The organism is Luteococcus peritonei (genome assembly GCF_039526385.1).
Classification (GTDB): domain Bacteria; phylum Actinomycetota; class Actinomycetes; order Propionibacteriales; family Propionibacteriaceae; genus Luteococcus; species Luteococcus peritonei.
Window position 1 is genome coordinate 1 of the sequence record NZ_BAAAIX010000030.1, and the last position, 24428, is coordinate 24428.

The following is a 24428-nucleotide window of genomic DNA, read 5'->3' on the forward strand; positions in this document are numbered from 1 at the left end:
GATCACGCGGTGACCGCCCTGTCGTCCAGAGCCGCCACCACGGCTACACCACTATCGGGGACTCAACTGCCGGCACCGGGCGCTCCGCCTCCGGACATGCGAAAGGCCCCGGCTCCCTCAGGGGAGCCGGGGCCTTCGTCACAGTGTCCGAGAGAGGACTTGAACCTCCACGCCCTATATCGGGCACTAGCACCTCAAGCTAGCGCGTCTACCATTCCGCCACCCGGACAGGTGGTGCCACCGAACGCGTCGGCAACAGCAAGGAACTCTAGCATCCTCGGGGCGCCGACTGCACATCGGGATGGGGCTCTGCGCTTGGTGGGGCGTGGCATCATGGCCGCAGCCGGCAGAGGAGGGACATGGCCATCGAGGATCGCATCTCCTACATCGCCTCGCGCACCATCAGCATCGAGAGCGACCACGGTGTGGACTTCGAGGTGCAGACCGTGAAGCTGCCGTACACCGCCAGCCGCAACCAGGTGCGCAAGCTGCTCACCGAGGAGGCGGAGTACGGCCGCTGGGAACTGGTGCGCCTGCGCCGCTACCGCGACGGTTCCACCACCGCCTGGCTGCGCCGCAAGGTGATCAAGGTGCGCTCCACGCTGCGTACCGCCTGACGCACGCGCCTCGGCGGCCGTGGCCGACGAGTGGCCTCCAATCGGGGCGATCCGCCGGGTCAGCGCGCCCGCAGGTGGTTCTGCCCGCCGGTGACGTCGTCCAGCGCCGCCACGATGGGTTCGGGCAGCTCCAGCTCCTCGGTGGCCAGCAGCGGCTCCAACTGCTCCAGGGTCCGAGCGCCCAGCAGGGGAGCGGTGACCACGGGCGCATCGCGCAGCCAGAGCAGGGCCACCTGCTCCGGACTCATGTCCAGGCCCTCGGCGGCGCGGCAGACGGCGTCGACGATGGCCCGTGACTTGGCCTCCAGGTAGGGCTCGACGAACCAGCTGAAGTGTTCGCTGGCGCCGCGCGAACCGCGCGGAATGCCGCGTCGATACTTGCCGGTGAGCACGCCACGGCCCAGCGGTGACCAGGGGAAAAGCCCCATCCCGTGGGCCCGCAGCGCCGGCAGCACCTCGATCTCGGCCCGCCGCGCCAGCAGCGAGTACTCCACCTGTCCGCTGACCAGGCGCGCCCGGCCGGGGACGGCCTGCTGCCAGGTGGCGGCACGGGCGGTCTGCCAGCCGATGTAGTTGCTGATGCCCACATAGCGCGTCATGCCGGAGCTCACGGCCTGGTCCATCGCCGCCAGGGTCTCCTCCAGCGGCGCCTCACCCCAGGCGTGCACCTGCCACAGGTCGACGTGGTCGGTGTGCAGCCGGCGCAGCGAGACAGCCAGGTCGTCCAGCATGGCGCGCCGCGAGGTGTCCACCCGCCGCCGTCCCTGGTGCATCCCGAAGCCGCCCTTGGTGGCGATCACCAGGTCGCTGCGTCGCAGGTCGGTGTGGATCAGCTTGCCGATGATCTTCTCGGCCACGCCCTGTCCGTAGGCCGGGGCGGTGTCCACCAGGCTGCCGCCCGCCTCGACGAAGCCGCGCAGCATCTGCCGGGCCTCGCTGATCGGGGTGTCCGCACCCCAGGTCATGGTGCCCAGCCCCAGCCGGGACACCTCCAGCCCGCTCTCGCCCACGCGTCGGGTCTGCATGCTCATGCCGTCCACCTCACCCCGCGACCCTATCCACCCGCTGGTCTTGGCCGCTCGCACTAGGCTCCTGGCATGACCACCCTCCTGCTGGTGCGCCACGGACGCAGCACCTCCAATGCGGCCGGCACGCTGGCCGGACGAGCCCCCGGCGTGCTGCTGGACGAGACCGGCCGCTCCCAGGCCATGACCGTGGGGGAGCGGCTGAGGGGTGCCCGCGTCGACGCGCTGGTCGCCTCCCCGATCACCCGCTGCCAGGAGACCGCCCAGCTGCTGGCCGACAGTGCCGCGCTGGGCCTGGAGCTGCGCACCGACGAGCACTTCACTGAGTGCGACTACGGCGAGTGGACCGGCCGGGGGCTGGCGGAGCTGGCTACCGAACCGCTGTGGGCCACCGTGCAGGCCACGCCCTCGCAGGTGCGCTTCCCGGGTGGGGAGTCGATGCAGGAGATGGCCGACCGGATGGTTGCCGGGGTGCAGGCCGTGAACCGTGAGCTGGAGGCCTCCTCGGCTGAGGGCGCCGAGCCGGTCTGGGTGCTGGTCAGCCATGGTGACCCGATCAAGGCGGTGCTCTCCCACGCCCTGGGCCAGCGGCTGGACGACTTCCAGCGGATCGTGGTGGACCCTGCCAGCGTGAGCATCGTGCGCTATCCGGCGGCCAGCGAGGGGGCGCACCGGGCGCCGTTGGTGGTGGCCATGAACACCACCGCCGGGCAGCTGCGCGACCGGCTCGGTGGTGCTGCCGGTCCCCAGGTCGGCGGCGGGCTGGGCAGCCAGCAGGATGCGTAAGGTGGAGCCATGCCGCGCATCAACCATCGCTTCGTCTTCCCGGACCGCTTCGTCGCCGGCACCGTCGGCCAGCCCGGCCAGCGCACCTTCTTCCTGCAGGCCAGGCAGGGCAACCGTCTGGTGAGCGTGGTCTGCGAGAAGCAGCAGGTGGAGGTGCTCGCCGACCACCTGGAGCGCATCCTCGACGAGCTCGCCAAGCTCTCCGAGGGCACGGTGGCCATTCCCCAGCAGCACGTCACCGCCCGCGACCTGGACCCGCTGGACGCCCCCCTGGAGGAGGAGTTCCGAGTGGGCACCATGACGATCGCCTGGGACGGCGCCACCGACGGCGTGCAGATCGAGCTGTTCAGCGTCGAGGAGACCGAGGACCTCGACGAGGCCGATCCCGACGAGGTGCTGGCCCAGCTGGAGGACGTCGCGGCCTCCGCCGAGACCCTGGCGGTGACGCTGCGGCCGGAGCAGGCGCGCGACTTCATCGCCCGCGCCCGTGCCCTGGTGCACGCCGGACGTCCCGCCTGCCCCTTCTGCGCGCAGCCGATCAACCCCGAGGGCCACGTCTGCCCGCGGGCCAACGGCTACCGCCGACCACTCTTCCTGTGAGCCCCAGGTGACCGGTCACGACGCCAGCCCGGCCGAGGCAGTAGCGGAGCCCGTGGGCGGCCTGCACCTGGTGGGGCGTCTGGTGGAGGCCTCCAATGCCACCTTCCTGGGCGAGCTCGACGGGCACCGCGTGGTCTACAAGCCCACCGCCGGTGAGGCCCCGCTGTGGGACTTCCCGGAGCGCACCCTCGGCCGCCGCGAGGTGGCGGCCCATGCCCTGTCCGATGCAGCCGGCTTCGACGTGGTCCCGCCCACCCGGTGGCTGGAGCAGGCGCCACTGGGGCCCGGTTCGTTGCAGCGCTGGATCGATGCCGAGGGCGACGAGCTGGCCGATCTGGTGGCCCTCGACGAGGTGCCCGAGGGCTGGTTCGGGATCGTGATGGGCGTCGACGAGCACGACCACGAGGTGGCCCTGGTGCACGCCGACCACCCGGGGCTGCGTCGGCTGGCCCTGTTCGACGTGGTGGCCAACAATGCCGACCGCAAGGCCGGCCACGTGATCCGCCGCGGCGAGCAGGTCTTCGGGGTCGACCACGGGGTCTGCTTCCATACCGAGCCCAAGCTGCGCACCATCCTGTGGGGCTGGTCCGGCGAGGAGCTCACCGGCCAGGAGCGCGACCTGCTGCACCGCACCCTGGAGGTGGCCGAGGAGGCGCTCTCGCCCTGGCTGGCCGACGAGGAGGTGGCCGCCACCCTGGAACGTGCTGCCCAGCTGCTGGCAGAGGGCCGCCTGCCTGAACCCGGGGACGCCTGGCCGGTCATCCCCTGGCCGCCCATCTGAGCGTCCACCGCCACCGGACCGTGCCGGGGGCGTCATGGCGCCACGCTAGGTTTGGTGCCATGAAGGCATGGTCCGCACCCCAGATCCCCTCCCTCCGGCTCGACACCCCCGAGGCACCGCCGCGCCTGCTGGTGCACGACACCGCTCGTGGCGAACTGGTGCCGGTGGGCCCCGAGCAGGGAACCGCCCGGATGTACGTCTGCGGCATCACCCCCTATGACGCCACCCACCTGGGCCATGCCAACACCTATGTCACCTTCGACCTGCTGAACCGCGCCTGGCGGGATCTGGGCCTCGAGGTGGTCTATGCGCAGAACGTGACCGATGTCGACGACCCGCTGCTGGAGCGCGCCGAGGCCACCGGCCAGGACTGGACCGAGCTGGCCGAGGACCAGACCCAGCTCTTCCGCACCGACATGGAGGCGCTGCGCGTGGTCCCGCCGCAGCACTACATCGGTGCCGTGGAGTGCGTGCAGTGCGTGGTGGCCCTGGTGGAGTCCATGAAGGACTCCGGCACCATCTACCAGGTCGACGACCCCGAGCACCCGGACTGGTACTTCCAGTGCGAGGCAGCCCCCGGCTTCGGTGGCGTCTCCAACCTCTCCGAGGACGAGATGACCCGGCGCTTCGTCGAGATGGGCGGCGACCCGGAGCGCCCCGGCAAGCGGCACCCGCTGGACTGCCTGGTCTGGCGGATGGCCCGCGAGGGGGAGCCGAGCTGGGAGTCGAGCCTGGGAGGCGGACGTCCCGGCTGGCACATCGAGTGCACCTCCATCGCGCTGAAGTACCTCGGAGCGGCCTTCGACGTGCAGGGCGGCGGCTCCGACCTGGCCTTCCCGCACCACGAGATGTGCGCGGCCGAGGGCGTGGTGGCCTCCGGCGAGGCCTTCGCGGAAGCCTTCGTGCACTCGGGCATGGTGGCGCTGGACGGCGAGAAGATGAGCAAGTCCAAGGGCAACCTGGAGCTGGTGAGCCGGCTGCGCGCCCAGGGCCACGACCCGATGGCCATCCGGCTGGCCCTGCTGGCCCACCACTACCGCGAGAACTGGGAGTGGCGGGCCACCGAGATCGAGAAGGCCGAGCAGCGGCTCGCCCAGTGGCGCGCTGCGGTCGCCCTCGACGCCGGCCTGTCCGCCACCGACAGCATCGCCCAGGCCCGCACCGCCATCCGCACCGACCTGGACGCGCCCGGTGCCCTGGCTGCGATCGACGCCTGGGCGCAGGCCAGCCTGACGATCGGCGGGGACGACACCGAGGCCGCCGGCCAGGTTCGCGGCTTCGTCGACGCGGTGCTCGGCGTCCAGCTCTGAGGCCGCCCGTCGCGCGGCGTCCAGCGCCGGCGACCGGTTCGGTGCCGGGCGGGGCGGCCACTAGGCTGGGCGCGTGAGCAAGTCATTCGAGGACCTCTTCGCCCAGCTGACCGAGACCGCCCGGACCCGCCCCGAGGGCTCCGGCACGGTGAAGCGCCTGGATGCGGGCGTGCACGAGATCGGCAAGAAGATCGTCGAGGAGGCGGCCGAGGTCTGGATGGCCTCCGAGTTCCAGTCCCTGGACGAGGCGGCCGAGGAGATGAGCCAGCTCATCTACCACGTGCAGGTGATGATGATCGCCAAGGGCATCAGCCTCGAGGACGTCTACCGCCACCTGTGACCGGCCGGAGGCCCGGTCCCGGAACCGGCTGCCCCGGAACTGCTTGACCCAACCGCTGGACCCCCGAACCGCTGTAACCACGCAAGGAGAGTGCGCCATGGCGCAGGACGAGATGTTGCGGATCGCGGTGCCCAACAAGGGCGCCCTGTCGGAGGCCGCCGCGCAGATGCTGCGCGAGGCCGGCTACCGGCAGCGACATGACAGCAAGGAACTGGTGCTGGTCGACGACGAGAACCACGTCGAGTTCTACTACCTGCGCCCCCGCGACATCGCGGTCTATGTGGGGGAGGGCACCCTGGACGTCGGCATCACCGGGCGCGACATGCTGCTCGACTCCGGCGCCACCGCCGACGAGATCATGGCGCTCGGTTTCGGCCGCTCGCGTTTCCGCTTCGCCGCGGCAGGCGCCTCGGGCTGGAGCGTCAAGGACCTCGACGGCCTGCGGATCGCCACCTCCTACCCGGGCCTGCTGCACGCCTACCTCGCCGACCAGGGGGTCCAGGCCCGGCTGATCAAACTGGACGGTGCGGTCGAGTCCGCCATCCGGCTGGGTGTCGCCGACGCGATCGCCGACGTGGTTGAGACCGGCACCACGCTGAAGAAGGCCGGCCTGGAGCTCTTCGGCGAGGTGATCTGCCACAGCGAGGGCATCCTGATCCAGCGTCGCGGCGAGGTCGATGCCGAGGCCCTGGAACTGCTGAAGCGTCGCCTGTCGGGCGTCCTGGTGGCCCGCAACTACGTGATGGTCGACTACGACGTGCGCGCCGACGCCCTGGAGCGTGCCGTGGCGATCACCCCCGGGCTGGAGGGCCCCACCGTCTCCGACCTGCACAAGGAGGGCTGGCACGCGGTGCGCGCCATGGTGCCCCGCAAGGACGCCCAGAAGATGATGGACGAGCTGTGGTCCGTCGGCGCCCGCGCCATCCTGCTCACCGACATCGCGGCCTGCCGGCTGTGACAGGGCTGCCTCGGGTCCCGGAGCGCTCCGAGTACCGCTCCCGGCCGGCCATGGCGATGGCCACCGGCCTGGCCCTGGTGCTGCTCGGTTTCACCGCGGCCGGCTGGATCGGGCTGGGCGCGGCGATCCGGGCCCAGTTCACCTGGCCGCAGATCGCCACCCTGCTGCTGATCCTGGCCATCCTGGTGGGCGGCATGTTCGCCATCGCCTTCTCCAGCATCGTGGCCGACCGCGAGGGCGTGCGGGTGCGCAATGTCGTCTTCCGCCACCGCTACCGCTGGGACCAGGTGCTCAACGTGCAGCTCGGCGACGGCGATGCCTGGGCCTACCTGGTGCTCGGCCCCGACGAGGACCACCCGGAGCCACGCCATCAGATGGCGATGGGCATCCAGCGCTCGGACCGCGCCGCCGAGCAGCAGGTGGCCGACCTGCGCCAGGTGATCGCGGTGCGACGCGCCGAACTGGGCCTGGCCGATCCCACCGCAGCGCCCCGGGGGACCGAGGCGCCCGGCATGGGATGATGGGGCCATGCCTGAGCTTCCCTCCATGCCCGTCCTGGCGCTGATCGCCACCCTCGTCCTCTGCCTGCTCGTCCTGGTCTGGACCTATGCCCGCTGGTCGATGGGGCAGGGCGCCCGTGTCCTGCTGCGGGGCCTCGGCACCGTGCTGGCCCTGGCCGGGCTCTACCTCAGCGGTCTGGCCGAGCTCGCCGGCAACGGCATCCGCTCCATCGTCGACTGGGCCCGGGCCACCCCGCTCAGCACCACCATGACCGTCGGTTTCGCCCTGCTCGGCGCCGGCCTGCTCTTCTTCCTGATCGGTTCCTTCCTCAGGACCCGGACCCGCGAGCAGGCCCGCGAGACCCGTGCGGTGCGCACCGGGAAGGGCTCCTCCGCGGTGACCGCCCGCCCGACGACGCAGCAGGCCGCGCCGGTCTCCCGCGGCGCCAAGCCCGCCGACGACGGCCTGAGCGACGAGGACCGCGAGATCGCGGCCCTGCTGGACCAGCGCGGGATCAAGTGAGCCCGCACGACCTGCCGGCCGGCGCCGCGCTGTTGGCGCACGGCCAGCGGCTGGCGCAGCCCAGCGCCGCCTTCGCGGGCGACCACGGCGACCCCGATCCGACGGTCCGCGCGGCGATCGCCGCCGCGCAGGACCAGGTGGGCTACCTGCGGGCGCTGGCCGCGCTGTGCACCTCGCGGCTGCTGATGCCGATCGTCGCGCACGGCGACGAGTCGATGGACGGCCCCGATCCCAACCGCCACGCCGAGATGGCTGCGGTGAAGCTGGCCGGGCCCGACGGAAGCCAGGCCCTGCTCGCCTTCACCGGCATCGACTCGCTGCAGGCCTGGCAGCGCCAGGCCCGCCCGGTGCCGTGCACGCTGGACGACCTGGCGGCCACCGTGGCCGAGTCCGGTGCCAGCCACCTGCTGCTGGACGTCGCCGGCCCGGTGCCCTACGAGCTCGGCCCGGAGCTCGTTGCCGAGCTGGCCCAGGGCCATCGCCTGGTGGAGGTGGCACCGGGGGAGTTCGGCTGGATGTACCTGGCCGAGCAGGGGCAGGACGACCAGCAGCGCTGATTTCGTCGACGGCGTCGCGTCGGGTAGAGTCACCAAGGACCAGTCGCTCGAGGTCATCCGTGACATCGACGAGGACTGCACAAGTGGAGGCCTGACCTCCCACCTGACCGGGTCACCTGGCAGGTCGGTACCCGCCGTCGGCGGCATCCTCACCGGATGCGCGGCCGTGGCGTCGTCAGGCTTCCGCACGTGCGGAGGCCTTTTTTCGTCCCCGGAGTGGTTCCCGAGGACGGTAGGCGGCTGGACGGACATTTTTCACACCTTGGAGGACACATCAGCAACGAACCTCGCATCAATGAGCGGATCCGGGTCCCGGAGGTCCGCCTGGTCGGCCCTGCCGGCGAGCAGGTGGGCATCGTCAAGGTCGACCAGGCCCTGCAGCTCGCCCGTGAGGCGGACCTGGACCTGGTCGAGGTCGCGCCCATGGCGCGTCCCCCGGTGGCCAAGCTCATGGACTACGGCAAGTTCAAGTACGAGAACGCCCAGAAGGCTCGTGAGTCGCGTCGCAACCAGACGAACACCGTCATCAAGGAGATGAAGCTTCGTCCCAAGATCGACGAGCACGACTACGAGACCAAGAAGGGTCACGTCGTCCGCTTCCTGAAGGCCGGCGACAAGGTCAAGATCACCATCATGTTCCGCGGCCGTGAGCAGTCGCGCCCGGAGCTCGGCGTCAACCTGCTCAAGCGGCTGGCCGACGACGTGGTCGAGTTCGGCTTCGTCGAGTCCGCCCCCAAGCAGGACGGCCGCAACATGCTGATGGTGCTCGGCCCCACCAAGAAGAAGACCGAGGCCCGCGTCGACGAGAAGGTCGAGCGCGACCGTCGCATGGCGGAGCGCGCCGCGGCCCATGAGGCGGAGCGCCAGGCCGAGGCCGAGCTGCGCGCCTCGCACGTGCCCGCAGCCACCAAGAAGAAGCGGGGCCCGGCCGACAACATGGATCCCGACATCGATCTGTGAGTCACTGACCACCGGTGCTGGATCGAGCATCCAGGCCCACCCGAGCCGGGAGACCGGTTCACCCGCCGCAGCAGGCTGCGACGGGCCACCTGAAGAAGATGAAATGGAGCGGCAACCATGCCGAAGATGAAGACGCACTCCGGTGCCAAGAAGCGCGTGAAGGTCACGGGCAGCGGCAAGCTCTCGCACCGTCAGGCCGGCAAGCGCCACCTGAACGAGCACAAGGCCACCACCCGCACCCGTCGTCTGAGCACCGACAAGATGCTCGAGGGCGCGGACGCCAAGAAGATGCGCAAGCTTCTGGGCAAGATGAAGGGCCGCTGATCCACCCGCTGGCCCCGGCCAGTACCCCCGGAGTGCATCGGCCCCGAGCCTGCCAGAGCTCGGACGAGCATCCCGGACCACTTCGCCGCAAGAACTTGCGGCACCACGCACTTCGGTCCCAGGGCACACCCTGACCAGGACCGGCACAACCACAAGGAGTAAGACATGGCACGCGTCAAGCGTTCTGTGAATGCGCACAAGAAGCGCCGCGAGATCCTCGAGCAGGCCTCGGGCTACCGCGGCCAGCGCTCGCGTCTGTACCGCAAGGCCAAGGAGCAGGTCCTCCACTCGATGACCTACTCCTACAACGATCGCCGCAAGAAGAAGGGCGACTTCCGTCAGCTGTGGATCCAGCGCATCAACGCTGCCTGCCGCGCCGAGGGCATGACCTACAACCGCTTCATCAACGGCCTGAAGAATGCCGGCATCGAGGTGGACCGCAAGATCCTGGCCGAGCTGGCCGTCAGCGATTCCGCTGCCTTCGCCAAGCTGGTCCAGGTGGCCAAGGACAACCAGTCCCAGGCCGCTGCCTGAGCCTCGTCACCAGCCCTGCCACCACTTCGCGGTGGGCTAGGGTTTCGGCATGACCTACGACGAGCCGAGCGCACTGCCCCTGATCTCCCGGGGGCAGCAGCGCTCGGCTCGTCGACTGTTGTCGCGCCGTGAGCGTGACGAGAGCGGCCTCTTCCTGGCCGAGGGTGCCCAGGCCGTCCGGGAGGCGCTGCGCCGGCCCGAGCTGGTGGAGGCCGTCATCGTCGACGACGCCGAGGCCCATGCTGAGCTGCTGGCCATGGCCGATGAGCAGATCTGCTGGCGTGCCCACCCCGACGACATGGCCCAGCTGAGCGACACCGTGACCCCGCAGGGCGTGGTGGCCATCTGCCGCCAGGAGCTCTCGGGGCTTGACGACCTGGTCTCCCCGAAGCTCGTCGTGGTCTGCGCCCAGGTGCGTGATCCCGGCAATGCCGGCACCGTGATCCGCTGCGCCGACGCCTTCGGCGCGGATGCGGTGGTCTTCACCAAGGGTTCGGTGGAGGTCTTCAACCCCAAGACCGTGCGCAGCACCGTCGGCAGCCTGTTCCACCTGCCGATCGTGGTCGGCGTCGAGATCGCCGACGCGGTGGCCTGGCTGCGCCAGCAGGGGCTGCAGGTGCTGGCCGCCGACGGGGGAGGAGCCCACCTCGACGAACTCGGCGAGGACCTCGCCCGCCCCACCGCCTGGGTGATGGGCAACGAGGCCTGGGGCCTGCCCGAGCGCGAGCGCTCGCTGGCCGACAAGGTGGTGGGCGTCCCGATGTGGGGCCAGGCCGAGAGCCTCAACCTGTCCACTGCCGCGGCGGTCTGCCTCTACGCCACCGCCAGCGCCCAACGACGCAGCGCCGGCTGACCATGTCCGGGACGGGCGAGCTCGGCATCCTGGTGCTCCTGCTGCTGTGCGCGGGAGCCTTCGTCTTCATCGCCGTGGTCGCGGCAGTGCTCTGGTTCGCCTGGTACCGGGTACGACGCTCCGGTCTGGGGCAGCGACGAGCGCTGGTGCTCCGCTCAGCCACCCTCTCCGCCCGCCGCAGCTCGACCGAGTCCGGTGAGCCGGTGCACCATGCCACCTTCACCTTCCCCGACGCGCCCCCGTTGGAGCTGCGGGTTCCCGCGGACGTGGCGGAGCTGCCGCTGGGCAGGGTGGGCATGCTGTCCAGCGCCGGTGCCCATTTCGAATCCTTCGCCGAGATCGTGCCACCTGCCCCACCAGGGGATCGCACGCCGTAGTCTTCGTCCATGGATCCCACGGACCCCTTCGGCAACGATCCCTCGGGCCTTGACCCCACCGGTGGTGGCTTCTTCTCGGACTTCCCCGACCTGTTCACCGGCTTTGGTGCCCTGGGGACGGTCATGGCGCTGTTCTTCGTGGTCGTCTTCGCCCTCGTGGTGGGCAACCTGCTGTGGCGCGGCGGGCGCTATGTCGCCGCCAGGCCGCAGAGCGCGCCGGCCGTCTGCGTCGCCAGGCGGATGGAGGTGAGGGGTTCGGCAGGCACCGGCGACCTCACGAGCTCCAGCACCACCTGGTACCACGCCACCTTCGAGTTCGCCGACGGCAGCCGTCCGGAGCTGGACCTGTCGGGTCGCGCCTACGGCCTGCTGGCGGAGGGGGACCGCGGGCTGCTGACCTGGCGCGACACCGTCTTCAAGGGCCTGGAGCGCGACCTTCCGGCGCTGGGCGGGCCGGTCGGCTGATCGGCGCCCGGGACCCTGGCCGGCCGCCGTGGCGCACTGCGATAGGCTCGGGCCATGCTGTGGCGTCGATTTCTGAGCCCCCGGCCGGGTAGCGGTCGTGGGGAGGCTCGTCGGCGTCGCAACGCCAGCTGAACCGTGATCGTCGGCCGGGGGAATCCCGTCAGGACGTCCAATCCGCGGCGCCGGTGCGCTGCTTGACCGACACAGAAGAGGATCCCATGTCCGGGCCCAATACGAACTACGACCCCGTCCAGGTCACGCCGCTGCAGGCGGAGCAGGTGGAACTGATGGTGGCCGAGGCGCTGGCCGCCATCGAGGCCGCCGCCACCACCGCCGAGCTGAAGCAGGCGCGCATCGACCACGCCGGCGACCGCTCGCCGATCGCCCTGGCCAACCGCGAGATCGGCGCCCTGCCGCCGCAGGCCCGCAAGGAAGCCGGCGCCCGCGTCGGCAAGGCCCGCGGCACCATCAACCAGGCCGTCGCCGCGCGCCAGGAGGTGCTGGCCGCCGCCGAGCTGGAGGCCGCCCTGGCCGCCGAGACCGTGGACGTGACGCTCCCGGTGCGGCTGCACCCCACCGGTGCCCTGCACCCGGTCACCGCCCTGATGGACACGATGGCCGACGTCTTCGTGGCGATGGGCTGGGAGGTGGTCGAGGGACCCGAGGCCGAGGCCGAGTGGTACAACTTCGACGCCCTCAACCTGCACCCCGACCACCCGGCGCGCGCCCTGCAGGACACGCTGTGGATCGACCCGGTCAGCGACGGCGCCCTGCTGCGCACCGCCACCAGCCCAGTGCAGATCCGCACCCTGCTGGAACGTGACCTGCCGGTCTACGTGGTCAGCCCCGGCAAGGTCTTCCGCGCCGACGAGTACGACGCCACCCACCTGCCCGTCTTCCACCAGATCGAGGGCCTGTGCGTGGACAAGGGCATCTCGATGGCCCACCTGAAGGGCACCCTGGACCACTTCGCCAAGGCGATGTTCGGCGACGACATCCGCACCCGGATGCGTCCCCACTACTTCCCCTTCACCGAGCCCAGCGCCGAGGTGGACGTGGAGTGCTTCGTCTGCCGTGGCGAAAGCGTCGGCAACCCGGACCGTCCCTGCCGCACCTGCCGCAGCGAGGGCTGGATCGAGTGGGGCGGCTGCGGCGTCGTGAACCCGCGGGTGCTGGCCGCCTGTGGCATCGACACCGAGGTCTACTCCGGCTTCGCCTTCGGCATGGGCGTCGACCGCACCGTGATGACCCGCAACTCCGCCCCCGACCTGCGTGACTTCGTCGAGGGTGACATCCGTTTCAGCCGTTCCCTGCTGGGAGGAGCACGATGAAGGCCCCCATCTCCTGGCTGCGCAGCCTGGTCGAGCTGCCCGACGAGGCCACCACCGGTGCCATCGCCGCGGCGCTGACCCGCGCCGGCCTGAACGTCGAGCGCATCGAGACCGTGGGTGGCGACGTCTCCGGACCCGTCGTGGTGGGCCGCGTGCTCAGCCTGGTCCCCGAGCCGCAGAAGAACGGCAAGACCATCCGCTGGTGCCGCGTCGACGTCGGCCCCGAGCACAACGAGCCGGCCACCACCGCGGAGGACGGCACCGAGCTGCCGGCCGGCCGCGGCATCGTCTGCGGTGCCAGCAACTTCGCCGAGGGGGACCTGGTGGTCGTCTCGCTGCCCGGCGCCGTGCTGCCGGGTGGCTTCGCCATCGCCGCCCGCAAGACCTACGGCCATGTCTCCGACGGCATGATCTGCGCCGCCGACGAGCTCGGCCTGGGCGAGGACCACTCCGGCATCATCGTGCTGCCCGAGCAGGTGGACGGCACCCCCGTGGTCCCCGGCATGGACGCCATGGCGCTGATGGGCGCCGGCGACGAGGTGCTCGAGGTGGACGTCACCCCGGACATCGGCTACTGCATGAGCCTGCGCGGCCTGGCCCGCGAGACCGCCCAGGCCTTCGGGGTGCGCTTCGCCGACCCTTACGGCGAGCCGGTCGGCGAGCCCACGCAGGACGGCCACCCGGTGCGCCTGGAGAGCCCGCGCTGCTCCAGCTTCGTGGCCCTCACCATCACCGGCATCGACCCGGCGGCCCCGAGCCCGCAGTGGATGTCCCAGCGCCTGGAGCGCGCCGGGATGCGCTCCATCTCGCTGCCGGTGGACGTCACCAACTACGTGATGCTCGAGTCAGGCCAGCCGCTGCACGCCTACGACGCCGACGCGCTCCGTGGCCCCATCGTGGTCCGTCAGGCGCGCGAGGGCGAGAAGCTGCTCACGCTCGACGACCAGGTGCGCACCCTGGACGTCGACGACCTGCTGATCACCGACGACTCGGGCCCGATCGGCCTGGCCGGCGTGATGGGTGGCCAGACCACCGAGGTGGGTCCCGAGACCCGCAACATCGTGCTGGAGGCGGCGCACTTCGACCCGATGGGCACCGCCCGTACCTACCGTCGCCACAAGCTGCCCAGCGAGGCCTCCCGACGCTTCGAGCGCGGCGTGGACCCGGCGCTGCCCTGGGCGGCCGCCCGTACCGCGGCCCGCCTGATGGCAGAGCTGGGTGGTGGCACGGTGCAGGAGCAGGCCACGGTGGCCGGTGGGGTGCCCGAGATGCCGCAGCAGCACATCGCGGCGGACCTGCCGGCCCGCATCCTGGGCGCCGAGGTCAGCCGCGAGCAGGTGATCGACGTGCTCACCGCCTCCGGCGCGAAGGTGACCGCGATGGGCGACTCGCTCACCCTGGTCCCACCCACCTGGCGTCCCGACCTGGTCGACCCCTACGACTGGGTGGAGGAGGTGGGCCGCAAGATCGGCTTCGACCAGATCGCCTCCGTGGTCCCCACCGCCCCGGTCGGTCGCGGGCTGAGCGCCGGCCAGCAGGGACGTCGCGCCGTGCTGCGCGCCGTCGCCGACCTGGGCTTCGTCGAGCTGATCAGCCTCCCCTTCGTCAGCCAGGAGGAGGTGGCCCGGATGGTCCCGGATGCCGCCGACCCGCGCCGACGCCTGGTGCGCCTGGCCAACCCGCTGGACGACACCCACGGCCACCTGCGCCCCAGCCTGCTGCCCGGCCTGTTCCAGGCCGTGGCCCGCAACACCTCGCGCAGCAATGACGACCTGGCCCTGTTCGAGTGCGGCACGGTCTTCGGCGCCGGCGAGGCGCGTCCCGCCCCGCGCCCCAGCGTGCTGCAGCGTCCCAGCGAGGACGAGCTGGCCGGCCTGCAGGCCGCGCTGCCGGAGCAGGCCCGTGTCCTGGCCGGCATCGTCACCGGCAACTGGCTGCCCGCCGGCTGGCAGGGCCCCGCGGTCAAGGCCGACTGGACCCACGTCGTGGCGCTGGCCGAGGCCGCCGCCGCGGCCATCGGCGTCCAGCTCACCCGTCGACCGGCCCAGGTGATGCCCTGGCATCCCGGCCGTTGCGCCGAGCTGCTGGTGGGGGAGCTGTCGATCGGATGTGCCGGCGAGCTGCACCCCAGCGTGGTCAAGGACTTCGGCCTGCCGCCGCGCGCCTGCGCCGTCGAGTTCGACCTGGACCGGCTGCTCTCGGTGCTCCCGGGCGCCGGCTCGATCAGCCCGCTGTCCAGCTTCCCGCTGGCCAAGGAGGACGTGGCACTGGTGGTCGACGAGCAGGTGGCCTCCGCTGAGCTGCGCCAGGCCCTGGTGGAGGGTGCCGGTGAGCTGCTGGAGAGCTGCGAGCTGTTCGACATCTACCGCGGTCCGCAGGTGGGCGAGGGCAAGAAGTCGCTGGCCTTCGCGCTGCACTTCCGTCATCCCGATCGCACCCTGACCGACGGCGAGGCGGCGCAGGCGCGTGATGCCGCCGTCGCCCTGGCCGCCGAGCGACACCAGGCCGTGCAGCGGGCCTGAGATGGCACTGGAACGCGACCAGGTCGTCGAGGCTGCCGTTGGCATCCTCGACGCCTGGGGGCTGGCCGACCTGTCCATGCGACGCCTGGCCGAGGCCCTCGGGGTGAAGGCGGGCGCGCTCTACTGGCACGTCGCCAACAAGCAGACCCTGCTGGCCCTGGTCGCCGACCGGATCCTCGCTGAGGTGGGTGCGCCCGAGACGACGGGCGGTCCGGCCGAGCAGCTGGAGCGCTGGGCCACCCGGCTGCGACAGGTGCTGCTGGCCCATCGGGATGCCGCCGAACTGGTGGCGAGTGCCCTGGCCAGCGGCCTGTGCGACGAGGACCCGGTGCGACTCCCCCAGCAGGCACTGCTGCGCCATGGCGCCGAGCCGCAGGACGCGCGGCGCGGCGGACGCGCCCTGCTGCACCTGGTGCTGGGCCACGTGGTGGAGGAGCAGAATGCCGCCACCCTGCACCGGCTCGGCCTGCGTCCCGGCCTGACGGAGGGCGACGACGAGGACTTCGCCTTCGCCGTGGCGGCGCTGGTGGACGGGCTGACCCGGACAGTCAAGGAATAGTTATTCCATCTGTGGCATAGTTATGCCCATGACGTTCCATGTGGCAGTGGCCGGGTGCACCGGCTATGCCGGCGGAGAGGTCCTGCGCCTCCTGCTCGGCCATCCCGAGGTGACCATCGGCAACCTGACCGCCGGCAGCAGTGCTGGCAGTCGTCTGGGGGAGCACCAGCCCCACCTGGTGCCGCTCGCCGAGCGCGAGGTGCTGCCCACCACCGCCGAGAACCTGGCCGGTCACGACGTCGTCTTCCTGGCCCTGCCGCACGGCACCTCCGGGGCGGTGGCGGCCGAGCTCGGCCCCGAGGTGCTGGTGGTGGACTGCGGCGCCGACTTCCGGCTGGCCGATCCCGAGCAGTGGGCCAAGTACTACCAGAGCGAGCACGCCGGCACCTGGCCCTACGGCCTCCCGGAGCTGCCGGGCGCCCGTGAGGAGCTGGCCACCACCCGTCGGATCGCGGTGCCCGGCTGCTATCCCACCACCGCCACCCTGGCCCTGGCCCCGGCCCTCATCCACGGCCTGGTGGACGGGCGCGACGTGGTCGTCGCCGCCGCCTCCGGCTCCTCGGGAGCTGGCAAGGGTCTCAAGCCGCACCTGTTGGGGGCCGAGCTCTTCGGCTCCGCGCAGGCCTACGGCGTCGGGGGAGTGCACCGCCACACCCCCGAGCTGCTGCAGAACTATGCCCGGCTGGGCGCCAGCGAGCCCACCGTGAGCTTCACACCGCTGCTGGTGCCGATGGCCCGCGGCATCCTCGCGGTGGTCAGCGCCCCGGCGGTACCGGGCGTGACCGCCGACCAGGTCCGCCAGGCCTACCAGGACAGCTATGCCGAGGAGCGCTTCGTGCACCTGCTGCCCGAAGGCGTCTGGCCGGTGAGCCAGAACGTGGTGGGCAGCAATGCGGTCCACGTCAACGCGACCTTCGACCCCGATGCGGGCCGCGTGGTCGCCATCGCCGCCCTGGACAACCTGTGCAAGGGCACCGCCGGCGGCGCCATCCAGTCCATGAACATCGCGCTGGGCCTCGACGAGGCGACCGGCCTGTCCAGCATCGGAGTCGCACCGTGAACCCCCAGACCACCCCCGCACCCGAGCTCACCGTCGAGCGCTCCGGCAGCGTCACCACCCCCAAGGGCTTCCGCGCCATCGGCCTGGCCGCCGGCATCAAGGACTCCGGCCATGCCGACCTGGCCCTGGTGGTCAACGACGGCCCGCTCCAGGATGCCGCCGCCGTCTTCACCTCCAACCGGATCTTCGCGGCGCCGGTCCAGTGGTCGCGCGATGCCACCGCCGACGGTGTGCTCAAGGCCGTCGTGCTCAACTCCGGCGGCGCCAATGCCTGCACCGGCAAGGACGGCCTGACCGACTCCGCCATGACCGCCGCGCGGGTGGCCACCGGCCTGGACTGCGGCGTGGTGGACGTCGCGGTCTGCTCCACCGGCCTGATCGGCATGCGGCTGCCCATGGAGGAGCTGCTGGCCGGCGTGGATCTGGCCGTGGAACAGCTCTCCCCGCAGGGCGGCCCCGATGCGGCCGCCGCCATCATGACCACCGACACGGTGCGCAAGATGGCCTCCTGGACCTCCCCGCAGGGCTGGAGCGTGGGCGGCATCGCCAAGGGAGCCGGCATGCTCGCCCCGGCGCTGGCCACCATGCTCGTGGTGCTCACCACCGATGCCGACGTCAAGCCGCTCGCCCTCGACAAGGCGCTCCGCGAGGCCACCCGGGTCTCCTTCGACCGGGTGGACTCCGACGGCTGCCAGTCCACCAACGACTCGGTGATCCTGCTCTCCAGCGGGGCCTCGGGACAGGCACCGCTGCCCGACGAGTTCACAGCGGCACTGACGGCGGTCTGCACCGACCTGGCCATGCAGCTGCTCGCCGATGCGGAGGGCTCTGCCCACGACATCTCGATCACCGTGCGCCATGCCGCCACCGAGGCAGATGCCCTCGAGGTGGCCCGCTCCATCGCCCGCAACAACCTGTTCAAGTGCGCCGTCTTCGGCAACGATCCCAACTGGGGCCGGGTGCTGGCCGCTGCCGGCACCACCGGCGCCGCCTTCGAGCCCGAGCGACTCGACGTCTGGTTCAACGGGGTCTGCGTCTACCGCCAGGGCGCCATCGGCGAGGACCGCTCCCGGGTCGACCTCAGCGGCCGGGCCGTCGAGGTGGTCGTCGACCTGAACCACGGCGAGCACCAGGCCACCGTGTGGACCAACGACCTGACGTACGACTACATCAAGGAGAACGCGGAGTACTCCTCATGAGCAAGCAGCGCGCGGTGGACACCGAGGCCCTGGTCGGCAAGGCCACCACCCTGATCGAGGCCCTGCCCTGGCTGGCCCAGTACGCCGGCAAGGTGGTCGTGATCAAGTACGGCGGCAATGCCATGATCAACGACGAGCTGAAGCAGGCCTTCGCCGAGGACATCGTCTTCCTGCGCCGCTGCGGTGTGCGCCCGGTGGTGGTGCACGGCGGCGGCCCGCAGATCTCCTCCATGCTCAAGCGCCTGGACATCACCAGCGAGTTCAAGGGCGGCCTGCGGGTCACCACCCCCGAGGCGATGGACGTGGTCCGGATGGTGCTGGTGGGCCAGGTGGGACGCGAGCTGGTGGGCATGATCAATGCCCACGGCCCCTTCGCGGTCGGCATGTCCGGCGAGGACGGCGGGCTGTTCACGGCCAAGCGCAAGGGCGTCGTGGTGGACGGCGAAGACGTCGACCTCGGCCTGGTCGGCGACGTCGCCAGCGTGAACCCGGCGGCCGTGCAGGACCTGATCGAGGCGGGCCGGATCCCGGTGGTGGCCACGGTCGCCCCGGACAAGCACGGCGCCGTGCACAACGTGAACGCCGACACCGCGGCCGCGGCCCTGGCCGTCGCGCTCGGTGCCGAGCGCCTGGTGATGATGACCGACGTGGCCGGTCTGTACGCCGACTGGCCGAATTCCACCGACGTGATCACCCAGATCACCGCCGACGAGCTGCGCGACCTGCTGCCCAGTCTCGAGTCCGGGATGCGCCCCAAGATGGAGGCCTGCCTGCGGGCGGTGGACGGCAAGGTGCACCGCGCCACCGTGATCGACGGCCGGGTGCAGCACTGCCTGTTGCTGGAGATCTTCACCGATGACGGCATCGGGACGATGGTTCTGGCGGACCCTGGCAAGCAGGTCCGCAAGGTTCTGGCGGACCCTGGCAAGCAGGTCCGCAAGGTTCTGGCGGACCCTGGCAAGCAGGTCCGCAAGGTTCTGGCGGATCCCAACCCCACTTCCAAGAAGCAGAAGAAGGCACAGCAGTGAGCATCGTCCCCACCACCTCGCAGAACCAGCAGGGCCAGCTGGAGCTCACCGAGCGCTACCAGCAGGTGATGATGAACACCTTCGGCGCCCCCAAGCGCGTCTTCGTGCGTGGGGAGGGCGTGCACGTCTGGGATGCCGACGGCATGAAGTACCTGGACCTGCTCTCCGGCCTGGCGGTCAACGCCTTGGGCCACGCCCACCCGGCGGTGCTCAGCGCCATCACCAGCCAGCTGTCCACCCTGGGTCACGTCTCCAACTTCTTCGCCACCCCGGCCCAGATCGCGCTGGCCGAGAAGCTGGTGGCCGTCGCCACCCTCAACGACCCCGAGACGCCCGCCAAGGTCTTCTTCACCAACTCGGGCACCGAGGCCAACGAGGCCGCCTTCAAGGCCACCCGTCTCACCGGCCGCACCCGGATCGTCGCCATGGAGGGCGCCTTCCACGGCCGCACCATGGGGGCCCTGGCGATCACCGCCAACCCGAAGTACCGCGAGCCCTTCGAGCCGCTTCCCGGCGAGGTCGTCTTCGTGCCCTACGGCGATGTGGAGGCGCTGCGGCGCGCGGTGGACGAGACCGTGGCCGCCGTCGTCGTGGAGCCGCTGCAGGGGGAGAACGGCGTCGTGCCGGCCCCCGAGGGCTACTTGGCCGAGGCCCGCCGGATCACCAGCGAGGCCGGCGCCCTGCTCTGGGTCGACGAGGTGCAGACCGGCATGGGTCGCTGCGGTGACTGGCTCGCCAGCACTCCCAGCGGGATCACCGCGGACCTGGTCACCATGGCCAAGGGGCTGGGCAACGGCTTCCCGATCGGCGCCTGCATCGCCACCGGCGCCGCGGCCGAGCTGTTCACCCCCGGTTCGCACGGCACCACCTTCGGTGGCAATCCCGTCGCGGCGATCGCCGGCCTGGCGGTCTTCGGCGTGATGGAGCGCGACGACCTGCTGGGCAACGCCCGACGGATGGGGGAGCACCTGGCCCGGGCCGTCGAGGCACTCGACCACCCGGCCGTTGACCACGTCCGCGGACAGGGCCTGCTGCGGGGCATCGTGCTGACCGACGAGCGCGCCGCCGCCACCAGCGAGGCCCTGCTGGAGGCCGGCTTCATCACCAATGCGCCCCGTCCCGACGTGCTGCGCATCGCACCGCCGCTGGTGGTCACCGCCGAGCAGCTCGACAAATTCGTCGCCGCGCTCCCGGCAGCCCTCGACCGGGCGGCCCGATGACCAGCCGCAGCAGCCGCCAGGCGCGCATCCTCGCCCTGGTGGAGAGCCGCGAGGTCTCCAGTCAGAGCGAACTGGCCGACCTGCTGGCCGCGGAGGACATCAGCGTCAGCCAGGGGACGCTGAGCAAGGACCTGCTGGAGATCGGCGCCGTCCGGATCCGGGGCAGCAAGGGCAACCTGGTCTACGCGCCCCCGGGGGCGGGGACCGGTCTGGATGCCCAGGCGGCCGAGACCAAGCTGGCGCGGCTCTGCCAGGAGGTCCTGCTGGGAGCCGACGCCTCGGCCAACATCGCCGTGCTGCGCACCCCGCCGGGTGCCGCCCAGTACTTCGCCTCGGCCATCGACCGGGTGCAGTGGCACGAGGTGCTGGGCTGCATCGCCGGTGACGACACCGTGCTGCTGATCAGCCGTGAGGCCGACGGTGGCGAGGAACTGGCCGCCCGCTTCATGCAGCTGGGCGGCAGCGACCCGCTCGACGCCTCCTGAGGCCACTAGCATCATCCCGACATCCCACCGACCGCAGGAGAATCACCGTGACCCAGCCGGAGCAGGCCCATGCCGACGGAGTGCTGTGGGGAGGTCGCTTCGCCGGGGGCCCGGCCGAGGCGATGTTCGCCCTGTCCAAGTCGACGCACTTCGACTGGCGCCTGGCCCGTCATGACCTGGCCGGGTCGGTGGCCCATGCCCATGCCCTGCACCGGGCGGGCCTGCTGACCGACCAGGAGCACACCGACCTGGTGGCGGGCCTCGGGCGCCTGGACCAGATGGTCGCATCCGGCGACTTCCTGCCCGCGCAGACCGACGAGGACGTCCACGGCGCCCTGGAGCGCGGCCTGGTGGAGGTGGTCGGCCCGCAGCTGGGCGGCCGGTTGCGCGCCGGACGCTCCCGCAACGACCAGATCGCCACCCTGGTGCGCAGCTATCTGCGCGAGGAGCTGCGCGTCATCGCTTCCGAGGTGGCCGAGGTGGTCCGGGCCCTGCACGGCCAGGCCACCCGCCACCTGGGAGCCACCATGCCGGGCCGCACCCACCTGCAGTCCGCCCAGCCGGTGCTGCTCAGCCACCACCTGCTGGCCCACACCTGGCCGCTGCTGCGCGACCTCGACCGGATCAACGACCTGGACCGTCGCCTGGCCATTTCGCCCTACGGCTCGGCCGCGCTGGCCGGCACCTCGCTGGGCCTGGACCCGCAGGCCGTCGCCCAGGACCTGGGCTTCACCGGCTCGGTGCCCAATTCCATCGACGGCACCGCGGCCCGTGACCTGGTGGCCGAGGCCGCCTTCGTCCTGGCGCAGATCGGGGTCGACCTGTCGCGGATCAGCGAGGAGGTCATCCTCTGGTCCACCGTCGAGTTCGGCTTCGCCAAGCTGGACGACGCCTGGTCCACCGGCTCCTCGATCATGCCGCAGAAGAAGAATCCCGACGTGGCCGAGCTGGCCCGTGGCAAGGCCGGCCGCCTGATCGGCAACCTGACCGGCCTGATGGCCACCCTCAAGGGCCTGCCGCTCGCCTACAACCGTGACCTGCAGGAGGACAAGGAGCCCGTCTTCGACGCCCTCGACCAGCTGCACATGCTGCTGCCCGCCGTGGCCGGCATGATCGCCACCCTGGACTTCCAGACCGAGCGGATGGCCGAGCGCGCCCCGCAGGGCTTCAGCCTGGCCACCGACGTGGCCGACTGGCTGGTGCGCCAGCGCGTCCCCTTCTCCCAGGCCCACGACATCTCGGGCAAGGCGGTTCGCTACTGCGAGGGTCGGGGGATCGAGCTCTTCGACCTGACCGCGGAGGACCTGCCGGCCATCGACGAGAACCTCACGCCCGAGGTGCTCGAGGTGCTCAGCGTCGAGGGGTCGGTCTCCGCCCGGGACGGCCGCGGTGGCACCGCCCCCAGCGCCGTGACCGAGCAGCTGGCCGAGTGCAGCCAGGTCCTGGATGCCCTGCTGGCTTCTCTGGACGGCTGGCAGCCGGTGCGCGCCAGCTGACACGGTTCGGGCCGGCGACGACGGCTCCACTAGGGTTGTGGCCATGAATGCCGTACTGGACGAACTGAAGTGGCGCGGGCTGGTCTACCAGTCCACCGACGAGGCGGCGCTGGCCGCGCACCTCGACGAGGGTCCGGTCAGCGGCTATGTGGGCTTCGACCCCTCGGCCCCCAGCATCCACTTCGGCAACCTGGTCCAGCTCATGGTCTGGCGTCGGCTGCAGGAGGCCGGTCACAAGCCGGTCCTGCTGGTGGGCGGTGCCACCGGCCTGATCGGTGATCCCCGGATGTCCAGCGAGCGCAACCTCAACCCCAAGGAGGTCGTCGACGGCTGGGTGGAGCGGATCCGTTCCCAGGTGACGAAGTTCGTCAGCTTCGAGGGGAGCAACGGGGCCGAGGTCGTCAACAACTACGACTGGACCCAGAACATCTCCACGCTGGACTTCCTGCGCGACGTGGGCAAGCACTTCAGCGTGAACCGGATGCTGGCCCGCGACGTGGTGGCCACCCGCCTGGAGTCCGGCATCAGCTACACGGAGTTCAGCTACATCCTGCTGCAGTCCCTCGACTACCGGGAGCTGTACCGCAGCAAGGGGGTGACCCTGCAGACCGGTGCCTCGGACCAGTGGGGCAACATCTCCTCGGGCGTGGAGCTGATCCGACGCAGCGAGGGCGCCCGGGTCCATGGCCTGGTCACTCCGCTGCTGACCAAGGCCGACGGCACCAAGTTCGGCAAGACCGAGTCGGGCACCGTCTGGCTGGATCCTGCGATGACCTCTCCCTACGCCTTCCACCAGTTCTTCCTGAATGCGGAGGACGCCAAGGTGATCGACTACCTCAAGGTCTTCAGCTGGCGCGACCACGACGAGATCGAGCACCTCGCCCACCTCACCGAGACCGAGCCCTTCCGACGCGCGGCGCAGAAGGCCCTGGCCGACGACATCACCGACCTGGTGCACTCGCCGGCGGAGCGCGAGGCTGCCGTCGCCGCGGCACAGGCACTCTTCGGCAGGGGAGAGCTGGACGCGCTGCCCGCCGCCACGCTCCAGGCCGTGATGAAGGAGGTCGGTGCTGCCCGGGTGAGCGGTCCCGAGCTGCCCACCGTGGTCGACGCGATGGTGCTGGCCGGCGTGGTTGCCTCCAAGTCCGCGGCACGACGCGCGGTCGACGAGGGTGGCGCCTACCTGAACAACCAGAAGGTGACCGACCCCGAGCAGTGGCTCACCACTGAGGACCTGCTCGCCGGCCACTACGCCGTGCTGCGCCGGGGCAAGAAGACGATCGGCGGCCTGGTCCTCGACTGACCCGGCCTGACAAGGCGAATCGCGCTGTGGTGGAGGTCACCGCAGCGCGATTTGCGTGTTCACGAGCTGTTCACTAATGTAGTCCAAGCCTCGCCGGTGAGACGGACGAACGAAGCCCCCAGGGGTGACGGGCGGACGGACCGGGAGGACACTCCAACCAACGAAGCCAACGGCAGTGGTGTGCGTTCAATGAGAACCCGCCCGGATCGCGGTGATTCGTCGTGTCGGGGTGGGGGACGGAAGCGGATTTGACCGCCAACCCGAAACCACATAATGTAATCCGAGTCGCCACAACGGCGACAAGTTGTACTGAGAAGAACTGATTCAACCGCAAGGTTCAACAGATCTTCCCGCTGGACCGGGAGAACGGAGTTTGACTCCGGGGGAACGGGACGGTAGAATAGGACGAGTCGCCGAGAGGCGGCAGGGGAGGCCGGGAACGGCTGAACCAAGCTGGTGAAGAGCTTCGGTTGACACCGAGGAAGCGATCCGGTAAGATTAATCGAGTTGCCCCAAGCACACGTCGAGGGATGTGGGCGCGGGTCGCACCCGAAACTTGAGAACTCAACAGCGTGCTTTATAGTCAATGCCAATTTTTACCCGTGGCCATTGTCTTCATGGATCTGCCTTTGTGGTGGGTTTGTGTCGTGGTGGTTATGGTTTCTTTGAGTATTTTTGATGATTGCCAGTTTTTCTGGTTTTTTGTCGGGACTCA

27 protein-coding genes and 1 tRNA gene are annotated in these 24428 nt (G+C 70.7%); 26 read left to right on the top strand and 2 right to left on the bottom strand.

Annotated features, from left to right (window positions below; translation table 11 throughout):
• Window positions 1–144: 144 nt before the first annotated feature.
• A tRNA-Leu gene (locus ABD073_RS13085) sits at window positions 145–229 on the bottom strand.
• 130 nt (window positions 230–359) lie between these two features.
• On the opposite strand from ABD073_RS13085, the gene ABD073_RS13090 reads away from it, so the two are divergent.
• A complete protein-coding gene (locus ABD073_RS13090) occupies window positions 360–617 on the top strand; it encodes a DUF5703 family protein (RefSeq protein WP_386751692.1) in 258 nt (85 codons plus the stop codon).
• Window positions 618–676: 59 nt separating this feature from the next.
• Here ABD073_RS13090 and ABD073_RS13095 read toward each other — a convergent pair whose 3' ends face one another.
• Window positions 677–1648 carry an aldo/keto reductase gene (locus ABD073_RS13095; protein WP_343875295.1) on the bottom strand — a complete coding sequence of 324 codons (972 nt, stop codon included), beginning with the start codon at window positions 1646–1648 and terminating at the stop codon, window positions 677–679.
• 66 nt (window positions 1649–1714) lie between these two features.
• On the opposite strand from ABD073_RS13095, the gene ABD073_RS13100 reads away from it, so the two are divergent.
• The 25 genes from ABD073_RS13100 (at window position 1715) to tyrS (ending at window position 23713) form a co-directional block, all read left to right on the top strand.
• Window positions 1715–2428, top strand: a complete 714-nt coding sequence (locus ABD073_RS13100; protein ID WP_343875297.1) for an MSMEG_4193 family putative phosphomutase — start codon at window positions 1715–1717, stop codon at window positions 2426–2428.
• 9 nt (window positions 2429–2437) lie between these two features.
• Window positions 2438–3028, top strand: a complete 591-nt coding sequence (locus tag ABD073_RS13105; protein WP_343875298.1) for a DUF3090 domain-containing protein — start codon at window positions 2438–2440, stop codon at window positions 3026–3028.
• Between the two features lie 7 nt (window positions 3029–3035).
• Window positions 3036–3809: an SCO1664 family protein gene (locus ABD073_RS13110; RefSeq protein WP_343875300.1), complete on the top strand. Its 774-nt coding sequence runs from the start codon at window positions 3036–3038 to the stop codon at window positions 3807–3809.
• A gap of 59 nt (window positions 3810–3868) precedes the next feature.
• Window positions 3869–5119 carry a cysteine--1-D-myo-inosityl 2-amino-2-deoxy-alpha-D-glucopyranoside ligase gene (gene mshC / locus ABD073_RS13115; protein WP_343875301.1) on the top strand — a complete coding sequence of 417 codons (1251 nt, stop codon included), beginning with the start codon at window positions 3869–3871 and terminating at the stop codon, window positions 5117–5119.
• A 73-nt stretch (window positions 5120–5192) separates the two neighbouring features.
• A complete protein-coding gene (locus tag ABD073_RS13120; RefSeq protein WP_343875302.1) occupies window positions 5193–5459 on the top strand; it encodes a phosphoribosyl-ATP diphosphatase in 267 nt (88 codons plus the stop codon).
• A 97-nt stretch (window positions 5460–5556) separates the two neighbouring features.
• Window positions 5557–6417: an ATP phosphoribosyltransferase gene (hisG, locus tag ABD073_RS13125; protein WP_343875303.1), complete on the top strand. Its 861-nt coding sequence runs from the start codon at window positions 5557–5559 to the stop codon at window positions 6415–6417.
• Window positions 6414–6938 carry a PH domain-containing protein gene (locus tag ABD073_RS13130; RefSeq protein WP_343875304.1) on the top strand — a complete coding sequence of 175 codons (525 nt, stop codon included), beginning with the start codon at window positions 6414–6416 and terminating at the stop codon, window positions 6936–6938. Before hisG ends, ABD073_RS13130 begins: the two co-directional genes overlap by 4 nt.
• A gap of 7 nt (window positions 6939–6945) precedes the next feature.
• A complete protein-coding gene (locus ABD073_RS13135; protein WP_343875305.1) occupies window positions 6946–7440 on the top strand; it encodes a hypothetical protein in 495 nt (164 codons plus the stop codon).
• On the top strand, window positions 7437–7997 hold the full coding sequence (locus ABD073_RS13140; protein ID WP_343875306.1) for an SseB family protein: 561 nt from the start codon (window positions 7437–7439) through the stop codon (window positions 7995–7997). Before ABD073_RS13135 ends, ABD073_RS13140 begins: the two co-directional genes overlap by 4 nt.
• Window positions 7998–8237: 240 nt before the next feature.
• Window positions 8238–8957, top strand: coding sequence for a translation initiation factor IF-3 (gene infC, locus ABD073_RS13145; RefSeq protein ID WP_343875333.1), 720 nt, complete (start codon window positions 8238–8240; stop codon window positions 8955–8957).
• A gap of 117 nt (window positions 8958–9074) precedes the next feature.
• Entirely contained in the window at window positions 9075–9281 is a 207-nt protein-coding gene (gene rpmI / locus ABD073_RS13150; RefSeq protein ID WP_343875307.1) for a 50S ribosomal protein L35, read from the top strand.
• 165 nt (window positions 9282–9446) lie between these two features.
• Window positions 9447–9815: a 50S ribosomal protein L20 gene (rplT, locus tag ABD073_RS13155; protein WP_343875308.1), complete on the top strand. Its 369-nt coding sequence runs from the start codon at window positions 9447–9449 to the stop codon at window positions 9813–9815.
• Between the two features lie 49 nt (window positions 9816–9864).
• A complete protein-coding gene (locus ABD073_RS13160) occupies window positions 9865–10668 on the top strand; it encodes a TrmH family RNA methyltransferase (RefSeq protein WP_343875310.1) in 804 nt (267 codons plus the stop codon).
• A gap of 2 nt (window positions 10669–10670) precedes the next feature.
• Window positions 10671–11045 (top strand): hypothetical protein, encoded by a 375-nt coding sequence (locus tag ABD073_RS13165; RefSeq protein ID WP_343875312.1) that lies wholly within the window; start codon window positions 10671–10673, stop codon window positions 11043–11045.
• Window positions 11046–11054: 9 nt separating this feature from the next.
• On the top strand, window positions 11055–11510 hold the full coding sequence (locus tag ABD073_RS13170) for a DUF2500 domain-containing protein (protein WP_343875313.1): 456 nt from the start codon (window positions 11055–11057) through the stop codon (window positions 11508–11510).
• 218 nt (window positions 11511–11728) lie between these two features.
• Window positions 11729–12841, top strand: a complete 1113-nt coding sequence (pheS, locus tag ABD073_RS13175; RefSeq protein WP_343875314.1) for a phenylalanine--tRNA ligase subunit alpha — start codon at window positions 11729–11731, stop codon at window positions 12839–12841.
• Window positions 12838–15363: a phenylalanine--tRNA ligase subunit beta gene (pheT, locus tag ABD073_RS13180; RefSeq protein WP_343875315.1), complete on the top strand. Its 2526-nt coding sequence runs from the start codon at window positions 12838–12840 to the stop codon at window positions 15361–15363. The genes pheS and pheT overlap by 4 nt, the downstream gene beginning before the upstream one ends.
• A gap of 1 nt (window position 15364) precedes the next feature.
• Entirely contained in the window at window positions 15365–15922 is a 558-nt protein-coding gene (locus ABD073_RS13185) for a TetR family transcriptional regulator (RefSeq protein ID WP_343875317.1), read from the top strand.
• Between the two features lie 28 nt (window positions 15923–15950).
• Window positions 15951–16982, top strand: a complete 1032-nt coding sequence (argC, locus tag ABD073_RS13190) for an N-acetyl-gamma-glutamyl-phosphate reductase (RefSeq protein WP_343875318.1) — start codon at window positions 15951–15953, stop codon at window positions 16980–16982.
• The gene (argJ, locus tag ABD073_RS13195) at window positions 16979–18181 is read left to right on the top strand and encodes a bifunctional glutamate N-acetyltransferase/amino-acid acetyltransferase ArgJ (RefSeq protein WP_343875320.1); all 1203 of its coding nucleotides are present in this window, start codon (window positions 16979–16981) and stop codon (window positions 18179–18181) included. Before argC ends, argJ begins: the two co-directional genes overlap by 4 nt.
• Window positions 18178–19209: an acetylglutamate kinase gene (argB, locus tag ABD073_RS13200; RefSeq protein ID WP_343875321.1), complete on the top strand. Its 1032-nt coding sequence runs from the start codon at window positions 18178–18180 to the stop codon at window positions 19207–19209. Before argJ ends, argB begins: the two co-directional genes overlap by 4 nt.
• Window positions 19206–20429, top strand: a complete 1224-nt coding sequence (locus ABD073_RS13205) for an acetylornithine transaminase (protein WP_343875323.1) — start codon at window positions 19206–19208, stop codon at window positions 20427–20429. Before argB ends, ABD073_RS13205 begins: the two co-directional genes overlap by 4 nt.
• Entirely contained in the window at window positions 20426–20914 is a 489-nt protein-coding gene (locus ABD073_RS13210) for an arginine repressor (RefSeq protein ID WP_343875325.1), read from the top strand. The genes ABD073_RS13205 and ABD073_RS13210 overlap by 4 nt, the downstream gene beginning before the upstream one ends.
• A gap of 122 nt (window positions 20915–21036) precedes the next feature.
• On the top strand, window positions 21037–22410 hold the full coding sequence (gene argH / locus ABD073_RS13215; RefSeq protein ID WP_386751693.1) for an argininosuccinate lyase: 1374 nt from the start codon (window positions 21037–21039) through the stop codon (window positions 22408–22410).
• Between the two features lie 43 nt (window positions 22411–22453).
• A complete protein-coding gene (gene tyrS, locus ABD073_RS13220) occupies window positions 22454–23713 on the top strand; it encodes a tyrosine--tRNA ligase (RefSeq protein WP_343875329.1) in 1260 nt (419 codons plus the stop codon).
• Window positions 23714–24428 lie beyond the last annotated feature (715 nt).